A 23,725-nucleotide genomic window follows, 5' to 3' on the forward strand; every position below is an offset into this window, starting at 1 on the left:
GATCTCCGAAATTATGTTAAGGTTAAGTCATCTTCGGATATTTTAGACCGGTTATGGCAGGAAGGCAGGTACGCCCTTATGAACAGCGCGAGAACGTCCGCGACGGGGACGGACAAACGATACGCGGAAGCGGAAACTTTCATCAGACAGGCTTACGGGGAACTGGACAAGTCGCCCGCGGAAGCGGAAAGGCGCATTCGGGAAATCGGACGGCAGCTCGAAACGGAAGGCCGCTACAGCCACACGTTCGAGGAACTGTCGCACGGAGCGAAAATGGCGTGGCGCAACGCCAACCGCTGCATCGGCAGGCTGTTCTGGAACCGGATGCACGTCCTCGACGCCAGGGATTGCGAGACTTCCGACGACGTATACGCCGCGTTGCTGCGGCATATCGAATTCGCCACCAACGGCGGCGAAATCCGTCCGGCGATCACCGTGTTCGCGCCGGCAACCGGCGGAAGGGAACCGGTGCGCATCTGGAACCACCAGCTCATCCGCTACGCGGGCTACCGGACGGAGGACGGCATCATCGGCGACCCCGCTTCGGCAAGCTTTACGGATGTTTGCCGCAAGCTGGGCTGGCAGGGCGCAGGCACTCCGTTCGACGTGCTGCCTCTCGTCATCCAGACGGACGAACAGGAGCCGCGGCTGTATCCGATTCCCGAGCGGCTTGTGCTGGAAGTCCCCCTGTCCCATCCCGAACTCGACCTTTTCGGCGAAACCGCAGTCAAATGGTACGCCGTTCCGATCATATCGGATATGGCGCTTGAAATCGGAGGCGTTCGCTATCCCGCGGCCCCGTTCAACGGCTGGTACATGGGAACGGAAATCGGGGCCCGCAATTTGGCCGACGAGTTCCGCTACGATATGCTGCCTGCGGTCGCACGCAATATGGGGCTGGATACGAGCACCCATTCATCCCTTTGGAAGGATCGCGCCCTCGTCGAGCTGAATGCGGCCGTGCTTCATTCGTTTCGAAAAAGCGGCGTCAGCATCGTCGACCATCATACGGCCGCGCAGCAATTCAAAATGTTCGAGAAAAACGAGGCCCGGGCCGGCCGCGAAGTGACCGGCCGCTGGTCGTGGCTCATTCCGCCGATGTCTCCGGCGACGACCGACATTTTTCACGGCAGCTATGAGGACCGCACGGTTTTCCCGGGGTTTGTTTATCAGGACCGGCCATACGGGCAATAAAGAAAGGAGGCTTGTTTTTTGAAACCGAACGATTTCGACTTTATGTCCGACAGCACCGAGCAGACTTCGACGAGATTCGTAACCTTCATTACGCCGGGCATGCACCGGTTCGACCTGGCCATTACGACGACGAACCGGTTCTACGGCAAAAAGCTGGTTGTCGACATGCAATCGGGACGCAGCGCCGTGCTCGGCGCGGACGATTTGGAGGAAGAGGGCGTTCTGAACTCCGTCTTCAAGCTCGATGACGAGCAGGCGGCCGAGCTGTCCCAATTTTTAAGCCTCGTGCTGGGCGAGCCACACTTTACCGATTGAAAAGCTTTTTGCCGATCCCGCGTTATCTCGCTTTGTTTTTTTGCTTGTGAGCCGCTTCCTCCAGCCGCTGAAAGCGCCGCAAGTCGGCCTTCCGGATCGGCAGCGGCTCTTTGCGCAGCAATTTGACGATCGACCAGATCAAAAGCAAGAGCAGCACGGTAAAAGGCAGCGCCGCGATCAAGGAGGCGGTTTGCAGCGCTTCGAGCCCGCCCGCGTACAACAGCGTCGCCGCGATTCCCGCCATCAGCGCGCCGCAGACGATTTTGGCGGCGAGCGGCGGATTCAGGCTGCCGCGGGTCGTCATGCTCGCCAAAATAAACGTCGCGGAATCCGCCGACGTGACCAGGAAAGTCGCGATGAGCAAAATCGACAGAAAAGACAAAATCGCCGTAAACGGCATATGCCTGTAGAGCTCGAACAAAGCCGAGGTCAGATCCGCATTTACGGCCGCCGCAATGCCGGCGCCGCGATTCAAGTCGTGCCACAAGGCGGTCCCCCCGAACGCCGCCATCCACAGGCAGGCGATCAGCGGCGGGACGACCATGACGCCGATAATGAATTCGCGGATCGTCCTTCCTTTCGATACCCGGGCCACGAATCCGCCCACGAACGGCGACCAGGCGATCGCCCAAGCCCAGTAGAAAATCGTCCAATCCCGAATCCAGGTGCCTCCGGCATAAGGCTGCAACCGCAGGCTGTACTGGATGAAGTTGGCGATATAATCCCCGAGCGCCAGCGTGAACGTCTCCAGAATAAAGACGGTAGGGCCGGCAACGAAAATAAACAGCACGAGAGCCAATGCCGCTGCCAGATTCAAATTGCTGAGCACGCGAATGCCCTTATCCAGCCCCGTCGTCGACGAAAGCATATAGAGAACGAAAAGCGCCGCGATCATGAGCAGCTGTATGCCGACGGAATCCCCGATGCCCCATACGGCTTTCAGGCCTCCGTTCATTTGCAGGACGCCGAGGCCGACGGAAGTGGCGATTCCCATGACGGTGGCAATGACGGCCAAGCTGTCGATCGCGTTTTTCACGATCGGCCTGGAGCCCGTAACCGGTTCGGTCGCGGTCGAAATCAGACCGTTTTTTTGCTTTTTGAACTGCATGAAAGCGATGGCGAGACCGACGATGGCGGACACCGACCATTGGCTGATTCCCCAGTGAAAAAAGGAATAGCCCATCGCGATTCGCGCCGCTTCCTCCGTCAACGGCGGAACGCCCGCGAACGGCGTCGTAAAAAAGTGGCTCATCGGTTCGGCGACGCCGTAAAAGACGAGCCCCGCCCCGAAGCCCGCGGAAAACAGCATCCCGATCCAGGTAAAAAAGGGAAACTCGGGCTTTTCCTTGTCTCCGCCTAGACGAATCGACCCGTATTTGCTGATCGCCAGTCCGATCAAAAAAACGATAATCAAAAAGACGGCCAGCAAATAAAACCAGCCGAAGTTGTCCGTCGTAAACAGAAACAGCCGGTTCGCGATATCGCCGAACGTCGCCGGCGCGAACGCTCCGAACGCAACGAACAATAAAATGACGGCGACCGACACCGCGAACACCGGGTTTTTCCACAGTTTTTGTTCCATGCTGTCCCCCTCGAACACCGTTGTCCCCTAATTGTTTCCTTACGCTTGCTTGTTATGCAGCGGGAGAACAGCGACAAAAAGCGGCGCATGGATCCTATGTTCGGGGAGAAGCTAACGGAAACCCCTTCGAAAAGGAGACGTTACCGATGCCGCGTTCCCGCCCCGAAACCCGGCACCAGGTCCCGGACCTGGCGACCGTGGAATCGCAGCGCAACGACCTGACCGCCGAAGAATTTCCGGAAGGCCCGTACGGCAGCCCGGTTTCCGTCAAGCTTGGCAAAAGCACGCCGTGGCGGGAGGAGCAGCGTCCGCCGAATAGCTATACGTATGAAAACCGGGAGCTTCATGCCGGGATGGAGCGGGACTACCCCGGGGACCATCCGACGCACGCCGAGCGTCCCGAGCCCGAATCCGAATAACGAGCAAACAAAACGACCCTGCTTTTTCCGAGATTCCGTTTTCGGAAAAAGCGGGGTCGTTTTGAAGAGGCGAACCGCGTTACCCGATCCAGCGAAGGCGATCCCGGAACTCCAGCTCCTCGCACATCGCCAGCGCGCGTACCCGGTCGAGGTTCCAGACGCATTGCTCTAGCGGCAAGTCGACGGGCGCGTCGCAGCGGATCGTGGCAAGCTCCCGGGACAGATGAAGCATCTCCAGATCGTCCTCGATTTTGCGCCGGAGCGAGGCCGAAATATGCGGCAAATTTTCCAAAATGCCGTCAATGGACGCGTACTCGCGGATCAGCTTCATCGCCGTCTTTTCCCCGATGCCGCGCACCCCGGGATAGTTGTCGCTCGCATCGCCCATCAGCCCTTTCAAATCGACGATCTGGGCGGGCGTCATTTGCCGTTCTTCCATCAAAACCTCGGGCGTATAAACGATATAATTGCCGTGTCCTTTTTTCATGATCGCGACCCGGATGCGTTCGTCCGTCAATTGCAGCAGGTCGTGGTCGCCGGTCATGATCGTCACCAGCGCCTCGCCGCTGAACCGCCTGGCCAGCGTCCCGATGCAATCGTCGGCTTCGAAATCCCGGACGCCGACGTTCACGACGCCGAAGCTCTCCATCACGTCCCGGATCAGGCCGAACTGGGGAACCAAATCTTCCGGGGCCTCCGGGCGATTTCCCTTGTAGCCCGCGTATTGGCCCGTCCGAAACGTCGTGCTGCCCATATCCCAGCAGCAGACGATATGGGTGGGCGAAAAACGCTGCACCGCATCGCCGAAATACCGCAAATACCCGTGAATCGCATTGACCGGCGTGCCGTTTTGCGTCCTTTTGACCGATCCTCCGTAAGCGGTGGCGTAAAAGGCGCGAAACAGCACGGCCATGCCGTCGATAAGCAGCACGCGCCTCGTCTCGTCCGGCTCCGTCTCCCTGATCAGCGCCATCGGTTTCATCCTTCCCGTTCTAAGTTTTACCTTGGTTCATGTTCCCGCAAAAAGCGGCCGATCCGGCGGGCGGCGCAAACAAGCCGCTCTTCTTCCTCGACCAGCGCCAGCCTCGCATACCCTTCTCCCCGCGCGCCGAACGCATGGCCCGGCACCGAAGCTACGCCCGCGGCCGCGAGCAGCTCCCGGGAGAACGTCCTGGACGTCCACCCGGAGGGAAGCGGCGCCCAGACGAACATCGTCGCTTTCGGAAGAGGAATGGCCCACCCTTCTTCCCGAAGCGCCTCGACGAACCGGTCCCTCCTCCGCTCGTAGAGGGCGGCCACCGGCTCGGGAGCCGCCATGTCCCGCTCCATCGCGGCGACGGCGGCCTCCTGCACGGCGAGAAAAACGCCGAAATCGATATTGTCCTTCAGCGCCCGCAGCGATTCGAGAGCATCCCGATTGCCGACGGCAAAGCCGATGCGGCCTCCTGCCAGATGAAACGATTTCGAGAGCGAATGGAATTCGACCGCTACCTCCTTCGCGCCCGGCACTTCCAGCACGCTCGGCGGGCGGAAGCCGTCGAAGGCCATTTCGCTGTACGCATTGTCGTGAACGAGCAGCACGCCGCGCCGCCGGGCGACCTCGACCGCCCGCTCGAAAAACGCCAGATCGGCCGTAGCCGAAAGCGGGTTGCTCGGATAGTTGAGCAGCATGAACTTGATTTTGTCCCATGCGGCTTCGGGCACCGCGTCAAAGTCCGGCAAGTAGCCGTTTTCCTCGGTTAACGGCAGGCGGATCGCCTCCACGCCGGCCACGGCGAGCCCGGCCTGGTAGACGGGGTATCCGGGATCGGGCAGCAGGACGCAATCGCCGGGGTTCGTCACCGCCAGCGCAAGGTGGGCAAGGCCGTCCTGCGTCCCCATCAGCGACAGCAATTCCCCGCGAGGATCCAGCGAGACGCCGAACCGGCGCTCGAACCACGCGGCCGCCGTCTCGCGGAATTTCGCCGAGCCTTGCGTGCCCGGGTACCGGTACAGCTCGGACCGCAGGGCCGCCTTCGACAGCGCCTCCATGATCTCCGGGGAAGGAGGACGGTCCGGACTGCCGATGTCGAGCGCGATCACGTCCGTCCCTTGCCGGAGCGCCTCCGCCTTCCACTCCGCCACCTCGGCGAAAATCGCCGAACCGAGCCTGTCCAGCCGATCCGACCTCCATTTGTTCGTCATGTCCATCTTCCTTTCGAAGTTAACCCGGGTGAGGCAGTCCGGTCTCCTGAACCATCCACATCATATAAAGCAGCACGAGCGCGAGTCCTCCGTACATGAGCCCGTACCGCCAGCGCACGCGGCTCGGCACGTCGTAATAATTGCCGGGCTCGTGTCTCGTTCCTTCCACGCGAACCGTCAGCGTCAGCTTGCCGTGTTCGTCGGGCGGCTTGATTTGACGGATATGAACGTTTTTCACAATGCACGGCACGTTCACTTCCAGCTGCCCGCGAAACGACACCGGCTCCCACCAGAACTCCACGACGTGCTGGCCGTCCAAGCGGCAATACGCGGTAAAGGGAAGGTCCCGCCGGTGCGTTTCGCCCGAAAAATACCACGCAGGCAGCGCCGGGGCGACTTCCGCCTCGTAAACGCCTTCCGCGAAATGCGGTTCCCCTCCGTTGCGGTCGCGTTTGAATCGTCTGTACATTTCCCATAGAAACCAGAACCACACGAGCGCAAAAAGGAAACTGCCCGTATACCAGACGACGAACGGACCCAATACCGCCCCGACGACCCAAAGCCACCGGCTTACCGCGGATGCGATCCGGCCCCCGTCGAGCGGATGAATCGGCAGCAGATTGAGAAGGTTCAAAAAGAAACCGACGTAGGCGAGCGCATACCACACTTCCGCGCCGGTGACGTACCCGATGCCGTAGCAAACGAACGCCCCGACCGTCCCGAGCGCCGGACCGCCGATGGCGATGGCCGCTTCCGTTTCCGCATCCTTCGGGTTTCGTTTCATCATGATCAGCGCCCCGACGAACGGAATGAAAACCGGGGCGCTGACCGGCAAACCGCGGCGCTTCGCCGCCCAGACGTGGCCCATCTCATGCACGAAAATAAGCGCGACGAAGCCGAGCGCGAACGTCCACGGGTAGATGAGCGCGTAAGCCCCGACCGTGACGGCCATCGAGAGCAGAGGCTTGCCGAACTTCAGCAGCGCCAGCAGCACTCCTTTGCCTTTGGAGAGCAGCAGGAGCAATCCGGCCGCCCATGCCCACGATCCTTTCGCGGGAGCGCGTTTCTTGCTTTGCCCCTCTTCCGCTTGTGCCAACGCGATGCTCCTCTCCTTTACCGCCCCCAGACGGGGAAGATGTCCTGCTCGCGAAAGCCGACCGTCGCCTTGCGGCCGTCGGTCATGACCGGCCGCTTGATCAGCCTGCCGTTTCCGGACAGGAGACTGATTTTCTCATCGTCGGTCAGGTTCGGCAGCTTGTCCTTCAGCTTCTGCTCCTTATATACTTCGCCCGACGTGTTGAACCATTTGGCGACGGGCAGTCCGCTTTGCGCGATCAGCTTCCGCAATTCGTCTTCGGACGGCGGCTGTTCGAAAATGTCCGTAAGCTCCAGCTCATAGCCGTTTTCCTTCAGCCAATTGACCGCTTTGCGGCACGTGCCGCACTTCGGGTAGTGGTAAACGTGCAATTTTTTGCTCATCGCGATGCTCCTTGTGTCTCGTTTCCTCATCCGGGAGTCCGGACGGATGAACGGTCTCGTCGACCGTTCATCCGCCGAATGTTTCAGGTTCAGCCCCATAACGGGCATTTCCGGCCGTTGGTTGCGGCTCCGCGCCAAAGGCGCTTTCGGCGCTTAACGATGCCGGCCGCCGTTTTCGCCGGAAGCTTGCGAAGATCCCGGCCACGGAAGCTCCGGCAATTCCGCGAGCCGCGCCGCCAGCGCCTCCAGGTCCCGCGGCAGCGCGGCTTCGAGCGTCATCGCTTCCTTCGTGACCGGATGGCGAAAGCCGAGCAGCCGCGCGTGCAGCGCCTGCCGCTGCGCCGCGCGGTCCAGCAGGCGAGACAGCGCCGACCGTTCCCAGGCCGGGTCGGTATAATAACTGTCGCCGATGAGCGGGCAGCCGATCGAGGTCATATGGACCCGGATCTGGTGCGTTCGCCCCGTTCCGAGCCGGATCGCCAGCTCCGAGGCTCCGCAGGCGAAATGGCGGGCCAGCGCGTAGTACGTCAACGACGGCGCGCCGTCGTCGCGAATCGCCCGCCGATGCGGGTCTTCCGGGACGCGACCGATCGGCCCGCGCACTTCCCCCGCCTCCAGCGGCGGCTTTCCGTAAACGAAAGCCAGGTATTCTTTTTCCACCGTTCCTTCGATCATCTGTTCCGATAGCTGCTGGTGCGCGTACGGATGTTTGGCGACGATCACCAGTCCCGACGTGTGCTCGTCCAGGCGATGCACCGGGCGAAACCGGCACCGCTCGCCGCGCTCTCGCCAATAATGCATGACCCCGTTGGCCAGCGTGTTCATGTAATGTCCGGTCGTCGGATGAACGATTACGCCGGCCGGCTTGTTCAGCACGAGCAAATGCTCGTCCTCGAACACGATATCGAGCTCCATCGGCTGCGGCAAAATATCTTCCGACGTCTCCTCCGCCATCCGCACCTCGATTTTGTCCCCGGCCGCGATTTTATCGTGCGGGCGCGCCGGTTGCCCGTTGATCTTCAATCCGTCCTCGGACGTCTTCAGCCGGACGTACAGCTTCCGGGAAATGCCGAGCCGCAGCTTCAGCACGTCGCGCAGCGTCCTGCCCTCGTCGGCCGGAAGCGCGACGTGAACGATCGGCGGGTAATACCGGTCCGCCGATTCATGCATCGGCCGGCGGCCTCCGTCCGAACACGCGGGCTCCGCGTTCGTATTCCGTGTCCCGGACGCCGAGCAGCGCGTTCGCCGCGCGCGCCGCGGCGAAAAAATAATCGGAAAGCCGGTTCAAGTAGCGCAGCACCTCTTCCGGGCAGCTTTGCCCCGACGCCGACAGCGTCACCGCCCGGCGCTCCGCGCGCCGGCACACGGTCCGGCACGCATGCAGCGTCGCGGCCGGCGGGCTGCCGCCGGGCAATATAAACCGCTCGATCGCCGGCGCCGCGGCCGCGTGCCGGTCGATCCACGTCTCCAGCCGCTCCGTCATCGCGGCCGATACTTTCAGCTGCTCCGGCTTCGGCTGCGCATACGACAGGTCGGAGCCGCAGTCGAACAGCTCATGCTGGATGACGGCCAGCTCGTTCAGCATCTCCGCGCCCTTGCCGTCAGGCAGGGCCGCGAGCGCCGCGGCCGCCAGACCGACCAGCGCGTTCAGCTCGTCGATCGTCCCGAAAGCCTCCACCCGCGCATCGTCCTTTAAGACGCGCGAGCCGATAACGGACGTCGTTCCTTTGTCTCCCGTTCGGGTATATAGGTTCACTTTTGAAAAATCCCCCGCTTCGTGCGCAATCCTTTCAATTCCGCGGCCACGCCGGCCGTCAGCCGGTGCATGCCGTCGCAGGCGCTTGCCAGGCGCATGTTCGCCGCCGAGAGCCGGGTCGCATACCAGCGCTCCCACAGACCGCCGGCAAGTCCCGCGGCCGGTTCCTCCGTTACGACGATGCGTCTCCCGGCAAAAGCCAAAATCGCCTCGACGATTTCATCCAGCGCCGCATCCAGCTGCGCGGCCAGGTGGCCCGGATCCATCGCCGCCTCCTCCGCCCCGAAAGCCAATCTGCGGCGCAGCCAGCCGGCCAGCCCGTCGAAGACGACGACTCGCTGGTCGATCCGGAACGGATTCGAGCTCAGATTGATTTCCTGCAATTTGCGGGCCAAATCCGCGTCCGCATCAAGCGTCGCAAGGCGCAAAGAGGAGTCCGGTTTCGGCGAATCGCCGAGCCGCGCCGGCACGATCGCCGGGTCGTCGGGAAAGGCGGGACAAGTCAGCCATATCGCTTCCCGGCCCAGCGCTTCGGCGAGACGCCGGGCGAACGCCGTTTTCCCGCTGCCGACTCCCCCGGTGACGATCCACAGCATCCCGCTCCCCTCCTGTCGCGACCGTTCTTGTTTCACTATAGCACAAAAAGAAAAAGCCCGGAAACGCACCTCCGGGCTTAGCGGGCAATCAAGGCCTGTTTCATATATTCATTTATTTTAATATCCAGCAAGCGGCTGATTTCGATGACAGGTTCCGAGGTAAACGACATTTCCCGCAAAAACACCTCGGTCATGCTCCGCCTCAAAATGTCGATTTCGTCAGCCAAATTGCCGGAATTCGCGTAGGAATCGTAAACATACTCCGCCGTCTCCATGCTCTCTCCCCTTTCACTTGACGAGTCATCATCCAGCGGCTTGAAAAACAAGGGTAATTATAGCAGAACATGGGGAAAATTCATATCTAAATTAGAGAAATTGATCAAAAATCACATTTTGTTCAAAAACTCGCCAATTCTCTCCACCGATTCCGTCAACTGCGCGACCGAGGTCGCGTAAGAGCAGCGGATAAAGCCTTCCCCGCCTTTGCCGAACACGTGCCCGGGCACGACGGCGACTTTCGCTTCCTTCAGAAGACGTTCCGCAAACTCGTTGGAGCTCAGGCCCGACGACTGAATGGACGGAAACGCGTAAAACGCGCCCTGCGGCTCATGGCATTCCAGTCCGATTTCGCGGAAGCCGTTCACGACCAGCCTCCTGCGCTGATTGTAGGACTCGATCATGCGCTGCATTTCTTCGATGCCGTTTTTCAGCGCTTCGAGCGCCGCCACCTGGCTCATGATCGGGGCGCACATGACGGTATACTGATGAATCTTGAGCATGGCGCCGATAATGTCCGGGTGCCCGCACGCATAGCCGAGCCGCCAGCCGGTCATCGCGAACGCTTTGGAAAATCCGCTGACGACGATCGTCCGATCCCGCATGCCCGGCAGCTTCGAGAAGCTGACGTGCCGGTCGCCGTACGTCAATTCCGCATAAATTTCGTCCGAGATGACGATCAGATCGTGCTCTTCGACCACTTTGGCGATCGGCAGCATATCCTCGTACGTCATGATGGCGCCGGTCGGATTGCTCGGATAGCACAAAATAAGCAGCTTGGAGCGCGGCGTAATGGCGGCCCGCAAGTTCTCCGCGGTCAGCTTGAACCCGTCTTTGGCGAACGTCTCGATGCCGACGGCCACGCCGCCTCCGAGCTCGGTGATCGGATTGTAGGAAATATAGCAGGGCTCGGGCACGAGCATTTCGTCGCCGGGCTCGATCAGCGCCCGGATGGCCAGATCGATCGCTTCGCTGCCGCCCACGGTCACGAGAATTTCGTTCGCGGGATCATAGTCCATCTGGAACCTTCCGTGCAAATAGCCGCCGATCGCTTCCCGCAGCTCCGGCATGCCGGCGTTGGACGTATATTGCGTTTTTCCCTTCTCAAGCGAATACACCGCCGCATCCCGAAACCGCCAAGGCGTTACGAAGTCCGGTTCGCCGACGCCGAGCGAAATGATGCTGCTGTCCTTGCTGGCGCTCACCAGGTCGAAAAATCGGCGAATACCCGACGGCTGAATGGCGCGGGCGCCGGCCGACAAATACTCTTCCATTCGTTTGGTCCGGGTTGTGGGCATTTCCTCGTCTTTGATCATGGGACCTTCTTTCCCTCTTTCGGTTATAAGTTACGGTGAAATCGGCAATCGGTGATCGTCCTCGAATTCTTCGAAGATGATGCCGTCCTGCTTGTATTTTTTCAAAATAAAAAAGGTTTTCGTCGAGATGACCGATTCGATCGTGGACAGCTTGTTGGATACGAACGCCGCGACTTCCTTCAGGTTTTTGCCTTCGATTTCGACGAGCAGGTCGTACGCTCCGGACATGAGGTAGACGGATTTGACCTCGGGATACAAATAAATCCGTTCCGCGATGCTTTCAAAGCCGCGCCCCCGTTCCGGCGAGCACTCCACCTCGATCAAGGCGGTTACTTTTTCGTCGTCGACCTTGCTCCAATTGACGACGGTCGCATATTTGACGATGACATGATCGCTCTCCATCTCCGCGATGGCTTTGGACACTTCGGATTCGTCCGCACCCAGCATCGTGGCGATGACGGATGCGGACAAGCGCGCGTCTTCCTTGAGCAGATCCAGAATTTTCAGTTTTAATTCGTTCATTGGGATCCCTCCTGAATACCTTACATATTACATCAAATACAGGCTTGATGGAAAGGAGCAATTCGATGCGTTTCCCAAATAAAACTCCCCCTCGATCGGGATCGAAAGGGGGTTAAAGAAAACGGCTTATGCCGCTTTGCAAGTCCGATTTTTTGCTCGGCTTGGCGGTTTGGCGGACAATTGTCATCTGAACGGAGGGGGCTTGATGGAAAAACAGGGCGCGGCGGAGCTTCGGTGGATTTTATCCAATCAAAACCGGATTTTTCGTAACATTCCCGGGCTTGATTGGATTTTGTCCAATCCAGCTGGGCCATTTCGTCCATTCGGGCCGATATAACCGTTTCTCGTTGGATAAAATCCATTGTAGGCCGAGGTTTTCCCGTTTCCCGCTCCGTCCATTGGATAAAATCCAACATAGGCTTGCCATCGGACAAAAATATCCGGGCTCGGTCCGCGGGACCATGCACAATCAGCGAAGTATTTTGCGCGGACGAAACCGGAAATATGCGGCATCTCTCTACTCGAAAACGCCCATGCTTAAATAACGCTCCCCGGTATCCGGCGCAATGCACAGCACCCGCTTGCCCGCCCCGAGCCGGCGGGCGATTTGCAGGGCGGCATACACGGAAGCTCCCGAGGACGGCCCGAGCAGCAGGCCTTCGCGGCGAGCCAGCAGGCGCATCGTTTCCAGCGCGTCGTCGTCGGTCACTCGAACGATCTCGTCGTAGACCGACGTATTCAGAATGGCGGGCACGAAACCGGGGCTCGTCCCCACCAGCTTGTGCGGACCCGGCTGTCCTCCCGACAGCACCGGAGATCCCGCCGGCTCGACGACGGCGATATGCAGGCCGGGGATGCGGGCTTTAAGCGTCTCTCCCGTTCCGGTAACGGTGCCTCCCGTTCCCGCCGTCGCGACGAACGCGTCCAGCTTGCCTTCCGTCTGTTCGAAAATTTCGACGGCGGTCGTCGTCCGATGGATGTCCGGATTGGCCGGATTTTCGAATTGATTGGGCATGTAGCTTCCGGGGATGGACTCCAGCAGCTCTTTCGCCTTCGCGATCGCCCCCGGCATCCGCAGGCTTGCCGGCGTGAGCACGACTTCCGCGCCGTATCCGCGCAGCAAGGCGATTCGCTCCCGCGACATATTGTCCGGCATGACGAGAATGAGGCGATACCCCTTGGCCGCGGCGTTCATCGCCAAACCGATGCCCGTGTTGCCGCTCGTCGGCTCGATCACGACGGAGCCCGGCCCGATCCGCCCGCGCGCTTCCGCATCGGCGATAAGGGAAAACGCGGCGCGGTCTTTGACGCTGCCGCTCGGGTTCATTTTTTCCAGCTTGACCAGCACTTCGGCCTCTTCCGGGCCGATCAGCCGATGGAGCCGAACGGCGGGCGTATTCCCGATCAATTCGGTAACGGATCGGAAAACCCGGGTCATCGGGAGCGTTCCTTTCGGCGTTTCGCGTCGCTGAGCCGCCGGGCGAACGCCATCCGATCTTCCTCCGCCAGAGCGTAATGCATCGTAAAGCAGGACGGGCAGACATAAGCCTGCACCGCGAACGGCGCGCTCAATACCGCTTCGCTTCCGAAAGCTGCCGGGAACGTCCGCGGGCGGAACGATTCGGAACCGACCGTCATTTCCCCGGCATGGAGCATATACTCCTGGCACTGGGGACATTCGGGCACCGTTTCCTGGCCGTCCAGCAGCTTTTCGACCGCTTCCTCGTAATCGAGCAAATTTTCGGCCTTGCCTTCGTACCGCTTCAGCTCCTCGTCTTGATCCCAGTCCGGTTCCTCGTCGTAGGAAATGCCGATTTGCGATTCCGGCATCGCTTCCTCCGGTTCGTCCTCCTCGCCCAAAGCGACCCTGAGCGTCCGGTAACCGCCCAGCTCGTTATCGCAAACCGGACAGTATTTTTCCGGCTCCTGGCCTTCTTCCGTCAAAATTTCGCTTTGACACCACGGACAAATCACGACCGACATGTTATCCCTCCATCACCATATAGACGATGCCGAGCGCGAAAAAAACGAGCGCGCAGGCAAACAGCGAACCCCATAAATATTTCATTCCGCGAAACCTCCCGTTTTCGTCAGCCGTAAGCGACGACCGCCCCGATAATATAAGACAGCGAAACCGACAGCAACAGCGAGATCAAACCGACCGCGCGGTTGTCCTTGGCGATCTCGTCGTCGATCCGAAACACCGGAGTCAGAAACTCGAACAAAAAGTAGGCGGCCAGCAGCAGCACGAAACCGGCGCCCGCCCACAGCATGCTTTCGTAAATCGTGTCGTTGTTCTGGATCGAGAAACGAAACACGTTGCAGATGCCGAAAATTTTTCCGCCGGTGGCCAGCGCGGCGGATACGTTGCCCCTCGCGATTTCATTCCAACAGTTGTATTTCGTCACCAGCTCGAAGCAATAGAGGCAAACGAGAAGCATCAGGATGCCGACCGAAAAATAAGCCAGCATCGCCAGTATCGGATGGGACAATAACGCATCCACCGTGCTCGTCGTGTCTTCCATGCATATCCTCCCCTAACCCGCCGTCATTTCAGTTCGGCGACGGTCACTCCCGCTCCGCCTTCTCCGTAAGCTCCCAGCCGATAGGCTTTGACATGCTTGTGCTTGCGCAAAAATTCCTGGATGCCGGCGCGCAAGGCGCCGGTGCCCTTCCCATGAATCAAATAGACCTGGCCCAAGTTCGACAAAAACGCCTCGTCGAGATACCGGTCCGTCATGAGGATCGCTTCGTCGAGCGTCGTCCCTCTCAGATCCAGCTCGTGCCGGACATCGTCGCTCTTCGTCCGCTTGACGGTCGCCGCGTTCGTCTTGACCGTGTGAGCCGGGGAGGTCGGCTGCTTCGTTTGCGCGAGCTCCAGATCTCCGACGGGCACCTTCATTTTCATGATGCCGAGCTGCACGATCGCCTCGCCCGAGCCCGTCAGCTCCACGACGTGGCCTTTTTGCCCTCCGAGGCTGAACACCTTTACTTCATCGCCCGGCCCGATCGCCGCCGCTTTGCCGCCGGCCGCGCGCCGCGGCTTCTGCACCTGCTCGGGAACCGCCTCCTCCAGCCTGCGGCGGGCTTCGATCAGCTTGTGCTCCTTCACGGACGCGGCTTCCTCCATCGCCATCTTGCGCAAATCGGCGATGATTTCCTCCGCTTCGCGCTTCGCCTTGGCGACGGACTGTCTCGCCTCTTCCCGCGCTTCTTCCAACAGCTTCGCTTTCTGCTCCTGGAACTTGAACCGCTCGTCCTCGATCTGCCTGCGCAGCGTCTCCACTTCCCGCCGCAACCGTTCCGCGGCCTGACGCTCCGACTCCGCCCGCCTGCGGTCCTGTTCCAGCGAAGCGATCATCGTGTCGACCTTGAGCTCGTTGTCGCCCACTTCGCCGCGGGCGAAATCGATGATCGCCCGAGGCAACCCGAGCCGGCTGGCGATCGCGAGCGCGTTGCTTCGGCCGGGTACCCCGACGAGCAGACGGTATGTCGGCGCAAGCGTCGCCACGTCGAACTCCATGCTCGCATTGATCACGCCTTCGCGGTTGTAGGCGTAAGCCTTCAATTCGCTGTAGTGGGTCGTCGCGATAATCCGGCAGCCGATGCCGTGCAGATGCTCCAGAATCGCGATCGCGAGCGCCGAGCCCTCTGCCGGGTCCGTGCCGGCTCCCAGTTCGTCCAGCAGCACGAGGCTGTACGGCGTCACCCGATCCAGCATGCCGATCAGGTTCGTCATGTGGCTGGAAAACGTGCTCAAATTTTGCTCGATGCTCTGCTCGTCGCCGATGTCGGCGAAAATGCCGTCAAAGACGCATAAAACGCTTCCTTCATCGGCCGGGACGAACAGTCCGGACATCGCCATCAGGCTCAACAGTCCGACCGTTTTGAGCGAAACCGTTTTGCCGCCGGTATTGGGCCCGGTCACGATGATCGCGGAATAGTCCCCCCGAGTTCGACGTCGATCGGTACGACGGCTTTCTCGGGGATCAGCGGATGCCGGGCCCGCCTGAGGCTCAGCTTTCCTTCTCCGTTCATGGCGGGAAGGACCGCAAACTGCGACTCGGCGAGCGCCGCTTTGGCAAAAATAAAATCGACGTAGCCGAGCGATTCGTTGTCGGAGGCGAGCAGCTCCGCCTTTTCTCCGACGAGGGCGCTCAGCCGGCGAAGAATCCGCTCGATTTCCTTCTGTTCCTGCAGCTTGTGCTCCCGAAGCTTGTTGCCGAGCTGCAGCACCGCTTCCGGTTCGATAAACAGCGTCGCTCCGCTGCCGGACTGATCGTGCACGATGCCTCCGAAATGCGCGCGATATTCCTGCTTGACCGGAATGACGTAGCGGTCGCCCCGGATCGTCACCAGCGCTTCCTGGAGCATCTTCTGAACGGATGCCGAGCGAATGAGGCTGTCCAGCTTTTCCCGGATGCGGCTCTCTCCCGTCCGGATGTCCCGGCGCGCGGCCGCAAGCTCCGGGCTCGCGGAATCCAAAACGTCGCCCTGGTCGTCGATGCAGCGGCGAATTTCGTCCTCCAGCGGCTTCGCGTCGATAAGCGGCTCGACCAAGTCCTCCAGCAGCGGGATTTCGATTTCTTCCGCGCCCGCGGATACGTATTTGCGGACGCGGCGAATTCCCCGAATGAGCAACGCGATCTCCATCAGCTCGGACGGTCCCAGTGCGCCCCCCAGCTTGGCGCGCTGCAGCTGCGGCCGCACGTCGGTCACGCCGCCGAAAGGCGGAGCTCCCTTGAGCGCGGCCAAACGGAACGCTTCGTTCGTCACGGCGAGGCGACGGTTCACTTCCGCCAAATCCGCGGACGGACGCAGCTTTGCCGCTTCCTCCTTGCCGATCGACGTTGCCGCGAATTCGGTCAGCTTTTGCAAAATTTTATCGTATTCCAATGTATATAACGCCTTGTCGTTCACGGCGAGGTCCAACTCCTCTCAGCCCTTATTATAGCCGAAAGCGGCGCCGCTTGCGAAACCTTCCAACATAGACGCCCCCAGAAGAGGAAACACTAAGCGCACGACCGGTTAATCCGGCCATTCACTTGGCTTAAGGAGGCAAAGACATGAAATTTCTCGGGCATGTCGTTCGCTTTATCGTGTCCGCGCTCGTCCTCATGATCGTCGGCTTTCTCGTTCCCCAATTTTCGGTTGGCGGATTTTGGAGCGCGCTGCTGCTGGCCCTTGTCATCGCCGTCCTCGGATGGATTATCGAGGGGATTTTCGGCAAGCGCGTAACCCCGTTCGGCAGGGGCATCGTCGGGTTTTTGACGAGCGCGATCGTGATCTGGCTGGCGCAGTTCGTCGTGGGAAATGTGGACGTAACGCTGCTTGGCGCCTTGCTGGCCGCGCTGGTGATCGGCATCATCGATCTGTTCATCCCGGTCGGCAATCCGTTTCGCGCCGGGAAGAACCATTCCTGAAGAAAGTTGCGGTATGCGATCGGCTCCCCTCGACTGCGCCTTATCGGCTGCGGCTGCGGGGGCCGTCGCTTTTTATTGGGGCTTTCCGATATGGTATGATATTGCAGGAGGCGGGACAACTCCCGCCCTGGACAATGAGACCATACCGGAGGGGAAATCAATGCAAAAGAAATGGGCTGCGTTGCTGACTTCCGCCGCTCTTGCCCTCGCCTTGTCGGCGTGCGGCGGAGGCGGAAACGAGAGCGATTCGAACGCCGCGGAGGAAGCGGCGGCCAGCGCTTCGGAAACGTTGACGATCAAGGCGTCGAACTGGGCGTTCGACCAATCCGAATACGCCATTCCGAAAGATACGCAGGTGGAAATCGAACTCCTCAACGAGGAGGGCGCGCACGGAATCGAAATCGAAGGCGCGGACGTCAAGCTGGACGGCTCCAAAAAGTCCAAAGTGGTCACGCTGGAAGCCGGCACTTATACGATCAAGTGCAACATCATGTGCGGCACCGGTCATTTGAATATGACCGCCAAGCTCGTCGTTCAGTAAAAAGAACCCGGAAGGCCCGCGCAGGGGTCGACCTCGTTTCGCAATCCGCCTTTTGCGGCGAAACGGGTCGGCCCTTTCGTTTGCCGGGCCGCTCTCATGCAAAGCCTTGAACGACATCCATTATTGAAATGCTTTTTCGACGCCGGATTCGGCCCGCTTCTTTACTTCCTCTTTCAAATCGGAGGCGGAATCCTGCTTCAAGCCATTTTGCAAATATTTAAGGACGGCATCCTTGAGCGGCTTGTCATCCTTTTCTTCTTTTTTCATCAGTCTGGACAGCACCGTGTTTTCTTCCGGATCTTTGACCGATCCCGCGGTTGCCCGGGTTGCGTATTCGGCCGCTTGCTTTATGTTGCTTTGTTCGGAAAGCAGCACATCTTCATAAGAGTCCGGATGCTTGTATTTTAAAGTTTGCTGCCTGTCATGGGTCGGCATCATATGGCTGGCCGTCATGACTTCGTCGTAGCTGTGATGCCGCTTGTCCCCTACGAGCGCTCCGAGCATGGCAGCCCTTAAAACCTCCATCGTCGGATACTTGTCCGGTTCCTTGTCCACGATATTTTCCACCCGGCCGCCTTCCGCTTTCGTCAGCGCATCCTCGTAAAGATTCAAATAGCCGAGCGTATGCCCGCTGATCCCCCCGATGATCGGCTTGTGGTTCTTTTTCGCGGAATCGTACCAGTCCTGGTGCTTTTTCTGAAATTCGTCCAGAATTTTATCCTTGTTCAATTCTTCCTCCCCGGAAACATGGTTGAATACGTTGTAGTTGTTTCCCTTGAATTTTTTTCCAAGTTCATCATCATAACGTTTTCTCGCCTGTTCCGGGGTCTCCAGAATATTCCCCATTACGCCCGCGACGTTCAACGGGGCCAAATAACTGAGCAGTTCATACGACAATTGCTTATCGTGATCCTCCGGAAACTGCTGGTTGTATTGATATTGATCCTTGTGAGCGTCCGACCAGGGCAGCCTCATAATATCTCCGTAGATGATCTTTCTCGCCTCTTCGTCGGAAGCGTTCCATAACGCTTTTATATCCTTATTCTTGAAATTTTCCTCGATTTTCAGGAGACTTTTCCACTTTTGCGATTTCCCGGCCATCTCTTCCGCAATCGGACGCTTGAAAACGTCGGGAAGCTCCTCCCAATCTTTATTTGCCGCATATTTTCGCATCGGCTCCGACGATTTCAAAAGATTCTCCGTGTGCTGAAGCTCCTTCTCTGTTTGCCCGAGCCAAAACTTGTCGGAATCGTAATCGATTTTTTGCAGCGAATCGCTCGGATCCAACTGCTCCAGCCGGAGCTTCAGCGCGCTTTTTTTCTCCCTGAGAGCCTTCAGCCGATCCAGCTCCTGGCCGGTTTCTTCATTTTCATGCCGTTCCCTTCGATTTTGACGCAGCCTGGTTTTGACTTGATGCAGCTCCTCGATCGTTTGAATCTGCTTGTCCAGATTTTCGCGATACTTTTCGCGATCATTTTGTCGATATAAATCGGATTCCTCTTCAGACAGGTCCCTCTGCTTTTGCAGCAGCTCCGTTTCCTGTCTTACCAGCGGACCCTCCTCTTCCTTGCGGGCTGACGACGATTTTTCCAGCGATTCCTGAACGTCGGGAATCAACTCGGGCGCCTTCGACCACGGCAGCCTCGTCGTATAATCCCGTCTTTCCGGCTTTCCGGCATTGTCCCAAAATTCGCCCGCCTGCTTGTCTTGGCCATCTCCGAAAAACTCCTGAAATGGAGTTGAAAACATCTCGGCCTTGAACAGCTCCAGCCTTTCGGAAAAATTCCCTGATATCATGCTTTGAAAGTTTTTCGGCAGTTCGTCCCACGGCAGCTCGACGATTCCGGTTCCCAAATTCCGTTGATTCCGATGGGGAACCAGACCGTCTTTATGCGTTCGGTAGTCGAGAAGAGGCTTCGTCAGGCCGGCTTCCGGCGTGCTTGCCTTGTACTGCCTGTCCGGGTCTTTGGTCAGCGAGCTCATATGATAAATCCAGTATTCGAAATCGCCCGTCTCGTTATGGTCGTATTCTTCCGATCCGCCGAAATATGGCAGCTGCGTTTCCAACATTTTCAGCAATTTGACGTAACCGGTCGTCATCCGTTGCTTCTCTTTGCCGTCCTCCCCCTGGATGGAACTCGTGTCCAGCGTCCAATTGCTCTTGATTAATTTTTCCAGGGTGACTTTGTCGTCGTCAGAGGCGCCTAGCGTTTGATTGATTTGTTTTAAAATCCCGTCGATTCGATCCGCTTTTAAATTCGCGCTCTCCGGATCGATCGAGCCGATCTCAAGATTTCCGTGGATAATATCGACGATCCTCTTGATGCTGGCCGTAAAAAAAGAATCGTGCTCGATGGCCCTCTGAAGGTTTTCTTCATACAGCATATCAATATCCAAAATCAGATTGTCTCCGATATCGTCGTAAGTCGTATCCAGAAATTTGGGGTTGGAACTCGGTTCCTCCAACGCCTCTCTCTGCCCGCCCGCCAGAATCGCATCCGCATCCTTCAGCAGGTCTCTTCCGTTTGCCAATACGGGGCTTGCGTTTTTATTCCGGACAAGCTGTTTCACCTGGGAACGATTGCCCTCCGCCGCTTTAAGCTGCACGGCCCCTTCTGCGCCGGAACGCGCGGCCCTGCTTCCCATCTCGTCGGCTTCCTTCTCCAACCGGGCGTCATCGTTGATCGCCGCTCCCTTCAACTGAAGCGTCGGACGGACTCTTCCTTGCGCCTGCTGGACCACATGCCACGCCTCGTGCGGCAAATGCTCCTCCTGGCCGGGACCGATATGGATATCCGTCCCTTGGGTATAGGCCAACGCTCCGATTTGCGCCGGGGAAGGGGAATTATAATGCACCTTTACGCCATCCAAGCTCAGGCCCGACAAGCTTTCCACCCCGGCTTTCAGCCGTTCGGGCATTCCCGTCGCATTCGCCTCATTGCGCTGCAGTTGGCGCACGGCCTGGTTGCCGATGGCCCGCTGCATTTGCATGATTTCCGTTTCGCGCTCCGTCGAAAACGAACGCCCCTCGGCCAACGGAACGGTTGCGTCGGAATGGCCGGCGTTCCTCAAGGGAGACGGGATCGGCTGCCTGGAACCCGCAGCGTCGGAATCCCGTTTTTGCGGACTGCGCTTTTGATCGAAATGAGCCATACAGCACCCCCGGCTGGAATTCGGATCAGGAAATGGCAATTATAAATTACTTCAGAGTACAACATCGTTATTCGATTGTAAAGCAAAATTTGTAAATATGATGTTAATTAATTGTAAAATAATGTGACGTTTAGGGAGCGGTGAGGCTTCAGTGGATTTTGTCCAATCAAAACCGGTTTTTTCGCAAATCCATCGGGCTTGATTGGATTTTGTCCAATCGGGCGAGTTCGTTTCGTCCATTTCGGCCGGAATCGCCCATTCTCGTTGGAAAAAATCCACTGTAGATCGAATTTTTCTCTTTTCTCGGTCCGTCGATTGGACAAAATCCAACCCAGGCTCCCCGGTCGGCCGCGGCCCGGCGCCGCCCCGGAAAAAAGCGGAAGACCCTCCGCGAACGAACTTCGCATCGGGCCTTCCGCGTAATCCTCATTGTTCCTCCAACATGTCGATCCACTCGTTGAACTCGCTCTGCAGCTTGGCGTACTCTTCCTGCAGAGCCTCGAATTGTCCCCGCACCGAAGCGAGCTCCTCTTCGACGCGGGTTGCCCGTTCGCCGTATTCCCGGGCTTTCCGTTCCAGCTCGTCCCGCTCCGACGCAAGCTCGGCTTCGAGCGCTTCCATTGCCGCCGCCTGCGCGCGGGCCGCGTCCAGCTCCCGCAGCGCAAGCTGCGCCGTCTCGTTTTGCCGCTCGGCTTCCTGCTCCAGCTCGGCCACGCGGGTTTCCAGCTCCTGCGCCCAATCGAGCGCTTCGCGGACGCTTTGCTCGGCCTCTTCCTGCTGCGCCTTCAGCTTGCCGAGCGCTTCCTCCGCCGCTTCTTCCCGGGACAAGAGTTCCCGTTCGCTTCGGGCCAGCCGCTCCAGCTCGTTTTCCGCATGCTCGCGGGCAGCCTTTTCGGCCTCCAGCCGTTCCGCGGCTTTCGCTTCCAGCGAGATCAGCGCCTGCTCCCTTTCCTCCGCCGCAAGCCGCAGCTCCTCCACGAGGCGGCCGAGTCGGGCCGCCTCGTTCTCCAACTGCTGCCTGGAGGCTTGCCACTCTTTTTCCGAAGCTTGCCATTCGCTTCGCTCGGCATGCCAGCGTTCCCGTTCGCCGCGCATCGACTCGAGCTCGGCGGCATGCGCATTCCGCAGTCCGTCAAACTGCGACTGCAAAGCATCGAGCTGCGCTTGCAATTCCTCCGTCTGAACCTTCCATGCCTCGGTTTGCGATTTCCAGGCGTCCAGCTCGGATTCGAAACCGGCTTTCAGCTCGCTTACGCGGACGGAGTGCTCCGCAGCCAGTTTGGCCATTTCCTCTTTGTGCGACTGGATCGCTTTTTTCAATTGCTCGTCGTGCGCGGCCGCGCGCTCTTCCAACTCTTCGGCATGCATCAGCTTGAGAAGCTCGAGCTCCTCGTTTTTGGCCTCCGCCCATTTTTCGAGCTCTTCGGTCCTCGAAGCCCGCAGCGTGTCCAGCTCGGTCGAATGGAGCTCTTTGACGGCATGCAGCTCGTCCTGAATTTGGCCGAGCTCGGCGCGAAGCCGTTCCGTTTCGCCGGCATGCTGCGAACGAAGCCGCTCGAGTTCGGCCGCGTGACCGGAACGAAGCTGCTCCAGTTCCCCCGCTTGCTCGGCGTGAAAAAGCTCCAGCACTTCGTCCTGATCCGAACGAAGCCGCTCCAGCTCGCCGGAGAGCTCGCCGCGCACCTTCTCCAGCTCGGCCGCATGGTCGTCGGCCAGCTTTTGCCGCGTTTCGGCATGTTCGAGTTCGAGCGTTTCCAGAGCCAGGGCGTGATCCTGCTTGAGCCGCTCCGCAACCGCCTCGTGTTCCTGCTTCTGCCGTTCGATTTCCGCGGCTTGATCCTGCTTGAACCGCGCGATCGCGTGGGCTTGCTCCCGCTTGACCCGGTCGATCGCTTCGGCTTGTTCCCGCTTCGACCGCTCAAGTTCCGCGGCATGCTCTTGCTTCTGCCGTTCGACTTCCGCTTCATGCTCCCGCAGCAGCGATTCGACTTCCTCGGCATGCTCCTGCTTCAATCGCTCGACTTCCTCGGCATGCCCCTGTTTAAGCCGCTCCGTCTCGGCCGCGTGCTCCTGCCTGGTGCGCCCCGCCATGGCCCGGAAGTCGTTTTTCAGCTTCTCCAGTTCGGCCGCGTGCTGGGCTTTCGTCTGTTGAAGCTCGGCCGCATGCGCTTCCTGAACGCGCGCAAGCTCCGCGCGGTGCGACGCCTTCAGCTCCTGAAGCTGACCGGAATAGGCCGCTCGAAGCTTCCCCGATTCGTCCTTATGATTCGCTTCTGCCGTTTCCAACGCGGCGCGCAGCTCGGCCAGCTCCGCCTCCAGCCGTTCCCGAACCTCGGACTCTTCCGCCTGGCCGGCCGCGACCAGACGGGCCGCCGCCTCCTCGTGCTCCTGCCGCAGCGCGTTCAATTCGGCTTCCTTGGACCTGCGCATGGCTTCGAGTTCGGCTTCCCTGGACTCGCGCAAAGCCTCCAGCTCGGCCTCCTTCGACCTGCGGGCGGCCTCCAGCTCGCCGTCCTTGCTCTTGCGCAGCGCTTCCAAATCCGCCTCGTACCGGCTCCGCTCCCCGTCGAGCGTTTGCCGGACTTCATCCGCCTCCGCCCGCGTTTTGGCCAGTTCCTCCGCGAGCCGTTGCCGCTCCTTCTCTTCCTGAAGCAGCTTTTCGTTCTCCTGTCTGAGCTTTTCGATTTCCTGCTGGAACCGTTCGCTCTCCTGCTGCAGCCGAAGCCGCTCGTCCGCCACGTTGACGGCCGCAAGAACGCCCAGCTTGGACAAATCCATAAACGGCTTCGTGCCGGCGATTTTGAACATTTGCTCGCTGACCAGGGCGGCGACCCGCTTCATGTGGCCCGGGCTGGAATGGCCCGCCAAAGTATACTGCGTTCCGTATATTTCAACCGTTACCCGCGTACGATCGTCAGCATTCACGGTCTAGTCCTCCCAGTCCCATAAGAAAAATAGCAGCGAATCCA

Annotated in this window: 21 protein-coding genes and 1 pseudogene; 5 read left to right on the plus strand and 17 right to left on the minus strand. The window is 59.3% G+C overall.

Annotation, left to right across the window (positions count from 1 at the left end; genetic code table 11):
* Window positions 1-78 precede the first annotated feature (78 nt).
* The gene (locus tag JW799_RS00675; RefSeq protein WP_080836666.1) at window positions 79-1,194 is read left to right on the plus strand and encodes a nitric oxide synthase oxygenase; all 1,116 of its coding nucleotides are present in this window, start codon (window positions 79-81) and stop codon (window positions 1,192-1,194) included.
* A gap of 18 nt (window positions 1,195-1,212) precedes the next feature.
* Window positions 1,213-1,509, plus strand: coding sequence for a DUF3055 domain-containing protein (locus tag JW799_RS00680; protein WP_080836665.1), 297 nt, complete (start codon window positions 1,213-1,215; stop codon window positions 1,507-1,509).
* Between the two features lie 22 nt (window positions 1,510-1,531).
* On the opposite strand, the gene JW799_RS00685 is transcribed toward JW799_RS00680, so the two are convergent.
* Window positions 1,532-3,091 (minus strand): BCCT family transporter, encoded by a 1,560-nt coding sequence (locus JW799_RS00685; RefSeq protein WP_205428240.1) that lies wholly within the window; start codon window positions 3,089-3,091, stop codon window positions 1,532-1,534.
* Between the two features lie 146 nt (window positions 3,092-3,237).
* On the opposite strand from JW799_RS00685, the gene JW799_RS00690 reads away from it, so the two are divergent.
* Window positions 3,238-3,510: a hypothetical protein gene (locus JW799_RS00690; protein ID WP_080836661.1), complete on the plus strand. Its 273-nt coding sequence runs from the start codon at window positions 3,238-3,240 to the stop codon at window positions 3,508-3,510.
* A 79-nt stretch (window positions 3,511-3,589) separates the two neighbouring features.
* Here JW799_RS00690 and JW799_RS00695 read toward each other — a convergent pair whose 3' ends face one another.
* From JW799_RS00695 to JW799_RS00760, 14 genes and pseudogenes are all read right to left on the minus strand, one after another.
* Window positions 3,590-4,483 (minus strand): 5'-3' exonuclease, encoded by an 894-nt coding sequence (locus tag JW799_RS00695; protein WP_080836659.1) that lies wholly within the window; start codon window positions 4,481-4,483, stop codon window positions 3,590-3,592.
* Window positions 4,484-4,509: 26 nt separating this feature from the next.
* Window positions 4,510-5,694 (minus strand): aminotransferase class I/II-fold pyridoxal phosphate-dependent enzyme, encoded by a 1,185-nt coding sequence (locus JW799_RS00700; protein ID WP_080836658.1) that lies wholly within the window; start codon window positions 5,692-5,694, stop codon window positions 4,510-4,512.
* Window positions 5,695-5,713: 19 nt separating this feature from the next.
* Complete coding sequence (locus tag JW799_RS00705) at window positions 5,714-6,790, minus strand: site-2 protease family protein (RefSeq protein WP_080836656.1); 1,077 nt, start codon at window positions 6,788-6,790, stop codon at window positions 5,714-5,716.
* Window positions 6,791-6,807: 17 nt separating this feature from the next.
* Window positions 6,808-7,173 (minus strand): Spx/MgsR family RNA polymerase-binding regulatory protein, encoded by a 366-nt coding sequence (locus JW799_RS00710; protein WP_080840858.1) that lies wholly within the window; start codon window positions 7,171-7,173, stop codon window positions 6,808-6,810.
* A 153-nt stretch (window positions 7,174-7,326) separates the two neighbouring features.
* A complete protein-coding gene (locus tag JW799_RS00715; protein WP_205428241.1) occupies window positions 7,327-8,343 on the minus strand; it encodes an RluA family pseudouridine synthase in 1,017 nt (338 codons plus the stop codon).
* The gene (locus JW799_RS00720; protein ID WP_080836653.1) at window positions 8,336-8,929 is read right to left on the minus strand and encodes a cob(I)yrinic acid a,c-diamide adenosyltransferase; all 594 of its coding nucleotides are present in this window, start codon (window positions 8,927-8,929) and stop codon (window positions 8,336-8,338) included. Before JW799_RS00720 ends, JW799_RS00715 begins: the two co-directional genes overlap by 8 nt.
* The gene (locus JW799_RS00725) at window positions 8,926-9,525 is read right to left on the minus strand and encodes a bifunctional adenosylcobinamide kinase/adenosylcobinamide-phosphate guanylyltransferase (protein WP_080836651.1); all 600 of its coding nucleotides are present in this window, start codon (window positions 9,523-9,525) and stop codon (window positions 8,926-8,928) included. The genes JW799_RS00720 and JW799_RS00725 overlap by 4 nt, the downstream gene beginning before the upstream one ends.
* A 77-nt stretch (window positions 9,526-9,602) precedes the next feature.
* A complete protein-coding gene (locus JW799_RS00730; protein WP_205428242.1) occupies window positions 9,603-9,800 on the minus strand; it encodes an aspartyl-phosphate phosphatase Spo0E family protein in 198 nt (65 codons plus the stop codon).
* Window positions 9,801-9,911: 111 nt separating this feature from the next.
* The gene (locus tag JW799_RS00735; RefSeq protein WP_205428248.1) at window positions 9,912-11,117 is read right to left on the minus strand and encodes an aminotransferase class I/II-fold pyridoxal phosphate-dependent enzyme; all 1,206 of its coding nucleotides are present in this window, start codon (window positions 11,115-11,117) and stop codon (window positions 9,912-9,914) included.
* Window positions 11,118-11,147: 30 nt separating this feature from the next.
* Window positions 11,148-11,639, minus strand: coding sequence for an Lrp/AsnC family transcriptional regulator (locus tag JW799_RS00740; RefSeq protein ID WP_080836644.1), 492 nt, complete (start codon window positions 11,637-11,639; stop codon window positions 11,148-11,150).
* Between the two features lie 517 nt (window positions 11,640-12,156).
* The gene (cysK, locus tag JW799_RS00745; RefSeq protein ID WP_205428250.1) at window positions 12,157-13,077 is read right to left on the minus strand and encodes a cysteine synthase A; all 921 of its coding nucleotides are present in this window, start codon (window positions 13,075-13,077) and stop codon (window positions 12,157-12,159) included.
* Window positions 13,074-13,622, minus strand: a complete 549-nt coding sequence (locus JW799_RS00750; protein ID WP_205428252.1) for a hypothetical protein — start codon at window positions 13,620-13,622, stop codon at window positions 13,074-13,076. Before JW799_RS00750 ends, cysK begins: the two co-directional genes overlap by 4 nt.
* 107 nt (window positions 13,623-13,729) lie before the next feature.
* The gene (locus JW799_RS00755; protein ID WP_080836638.1) at window positions 13,730-14,164 is read right to left on the minus strand and encodes a DUF350 domain-containing protein; all 435 of its coding nucleotides are present in this window, start codon (window positions 14,162-14,164) and stop codon (window positions 13,730-13,732) included.
* A gap of 23 nt (window positions 14,165-14,187) precedes the next feature.
* Window positions 14,188-16,559, minus strand: a pseudogene (locus JW799_RS00760) (endonuclease MutS2).
* 146 nt (window positions 16,560-16,705) lie between these two features.
* Here JW799_RS00760 and JW799_RS00765 point away from each other — a divergent pair.
* Together JW799_RS00765 and JW799_RS00770 are read left to right on the plus strand one after the other, a co-directional pair.
* On the plus strand, window positions 16,706-17,062 hold the full coding sequence (locus JW799_RS00765) for a phage holin family protein (RefSeq protein WP_080836633.1): 357 nt from the start codon (window positions 16,706-16,708) through the stop codon (window positions 17,060-17,062).
* A gap of 160 nt (window positions 17,063-17,222) precedes the next feature.
* Window positions 17,223-17,603, plus strand: a complete 381-nt coding sequence (locus tag JW799_RS00770) for a cupredoxin domain-containing protein (RefSeq protein ID WP_205428254.1) — start codon at window positions 17,223-17,225, stop codon at window positions 17,601-17,603.
* Window positions 17,604-17,723: 120 nt separating this feature from the next.
* On the opposite strand, the gene JW799_RS00775 is transcribed toward JW799_RS00770, so the two are convergent.
* Together JW799_RS00775 and zapA are read right to left on the minus strand one after the other, a co-directional pair.
* On the minus strand, window positions 17,724-20,756 hold the full coding sequence (locus JW799_RS00775; RefSeq protein ID WP_205428255.1) for an eCIS core domain-containing protein: 3,033 nt from the start codon (window positions 20,754-20,756) through the stop codon (window positions 17,724-17,726).
* A 426-nt stretch (window positions 20,757-21,182) separates the two neighbouring features.
* On the minus strand, window positions 21,183-23,681 hold the full coding sequence (gene zapA / locus JW799_RS00780; RefSeq protein ID WP_080836629.1) for a cell division protein ZapA: 2,499 nt from the start codon (window positions 23,679-23,681) through the stop codon (window positions 21,183-21,185).
* Window positions 23,682-23,725: the final 44 nt, after the last annotated feature.

Source organism: Cohnella algarum (assembly GCF_016937515.1).
GTDB lineage: Bacteria > Bacillota > Bacilli > Paenibacillales > Paenibacillaceae > Cohnella > Cohnella algarum.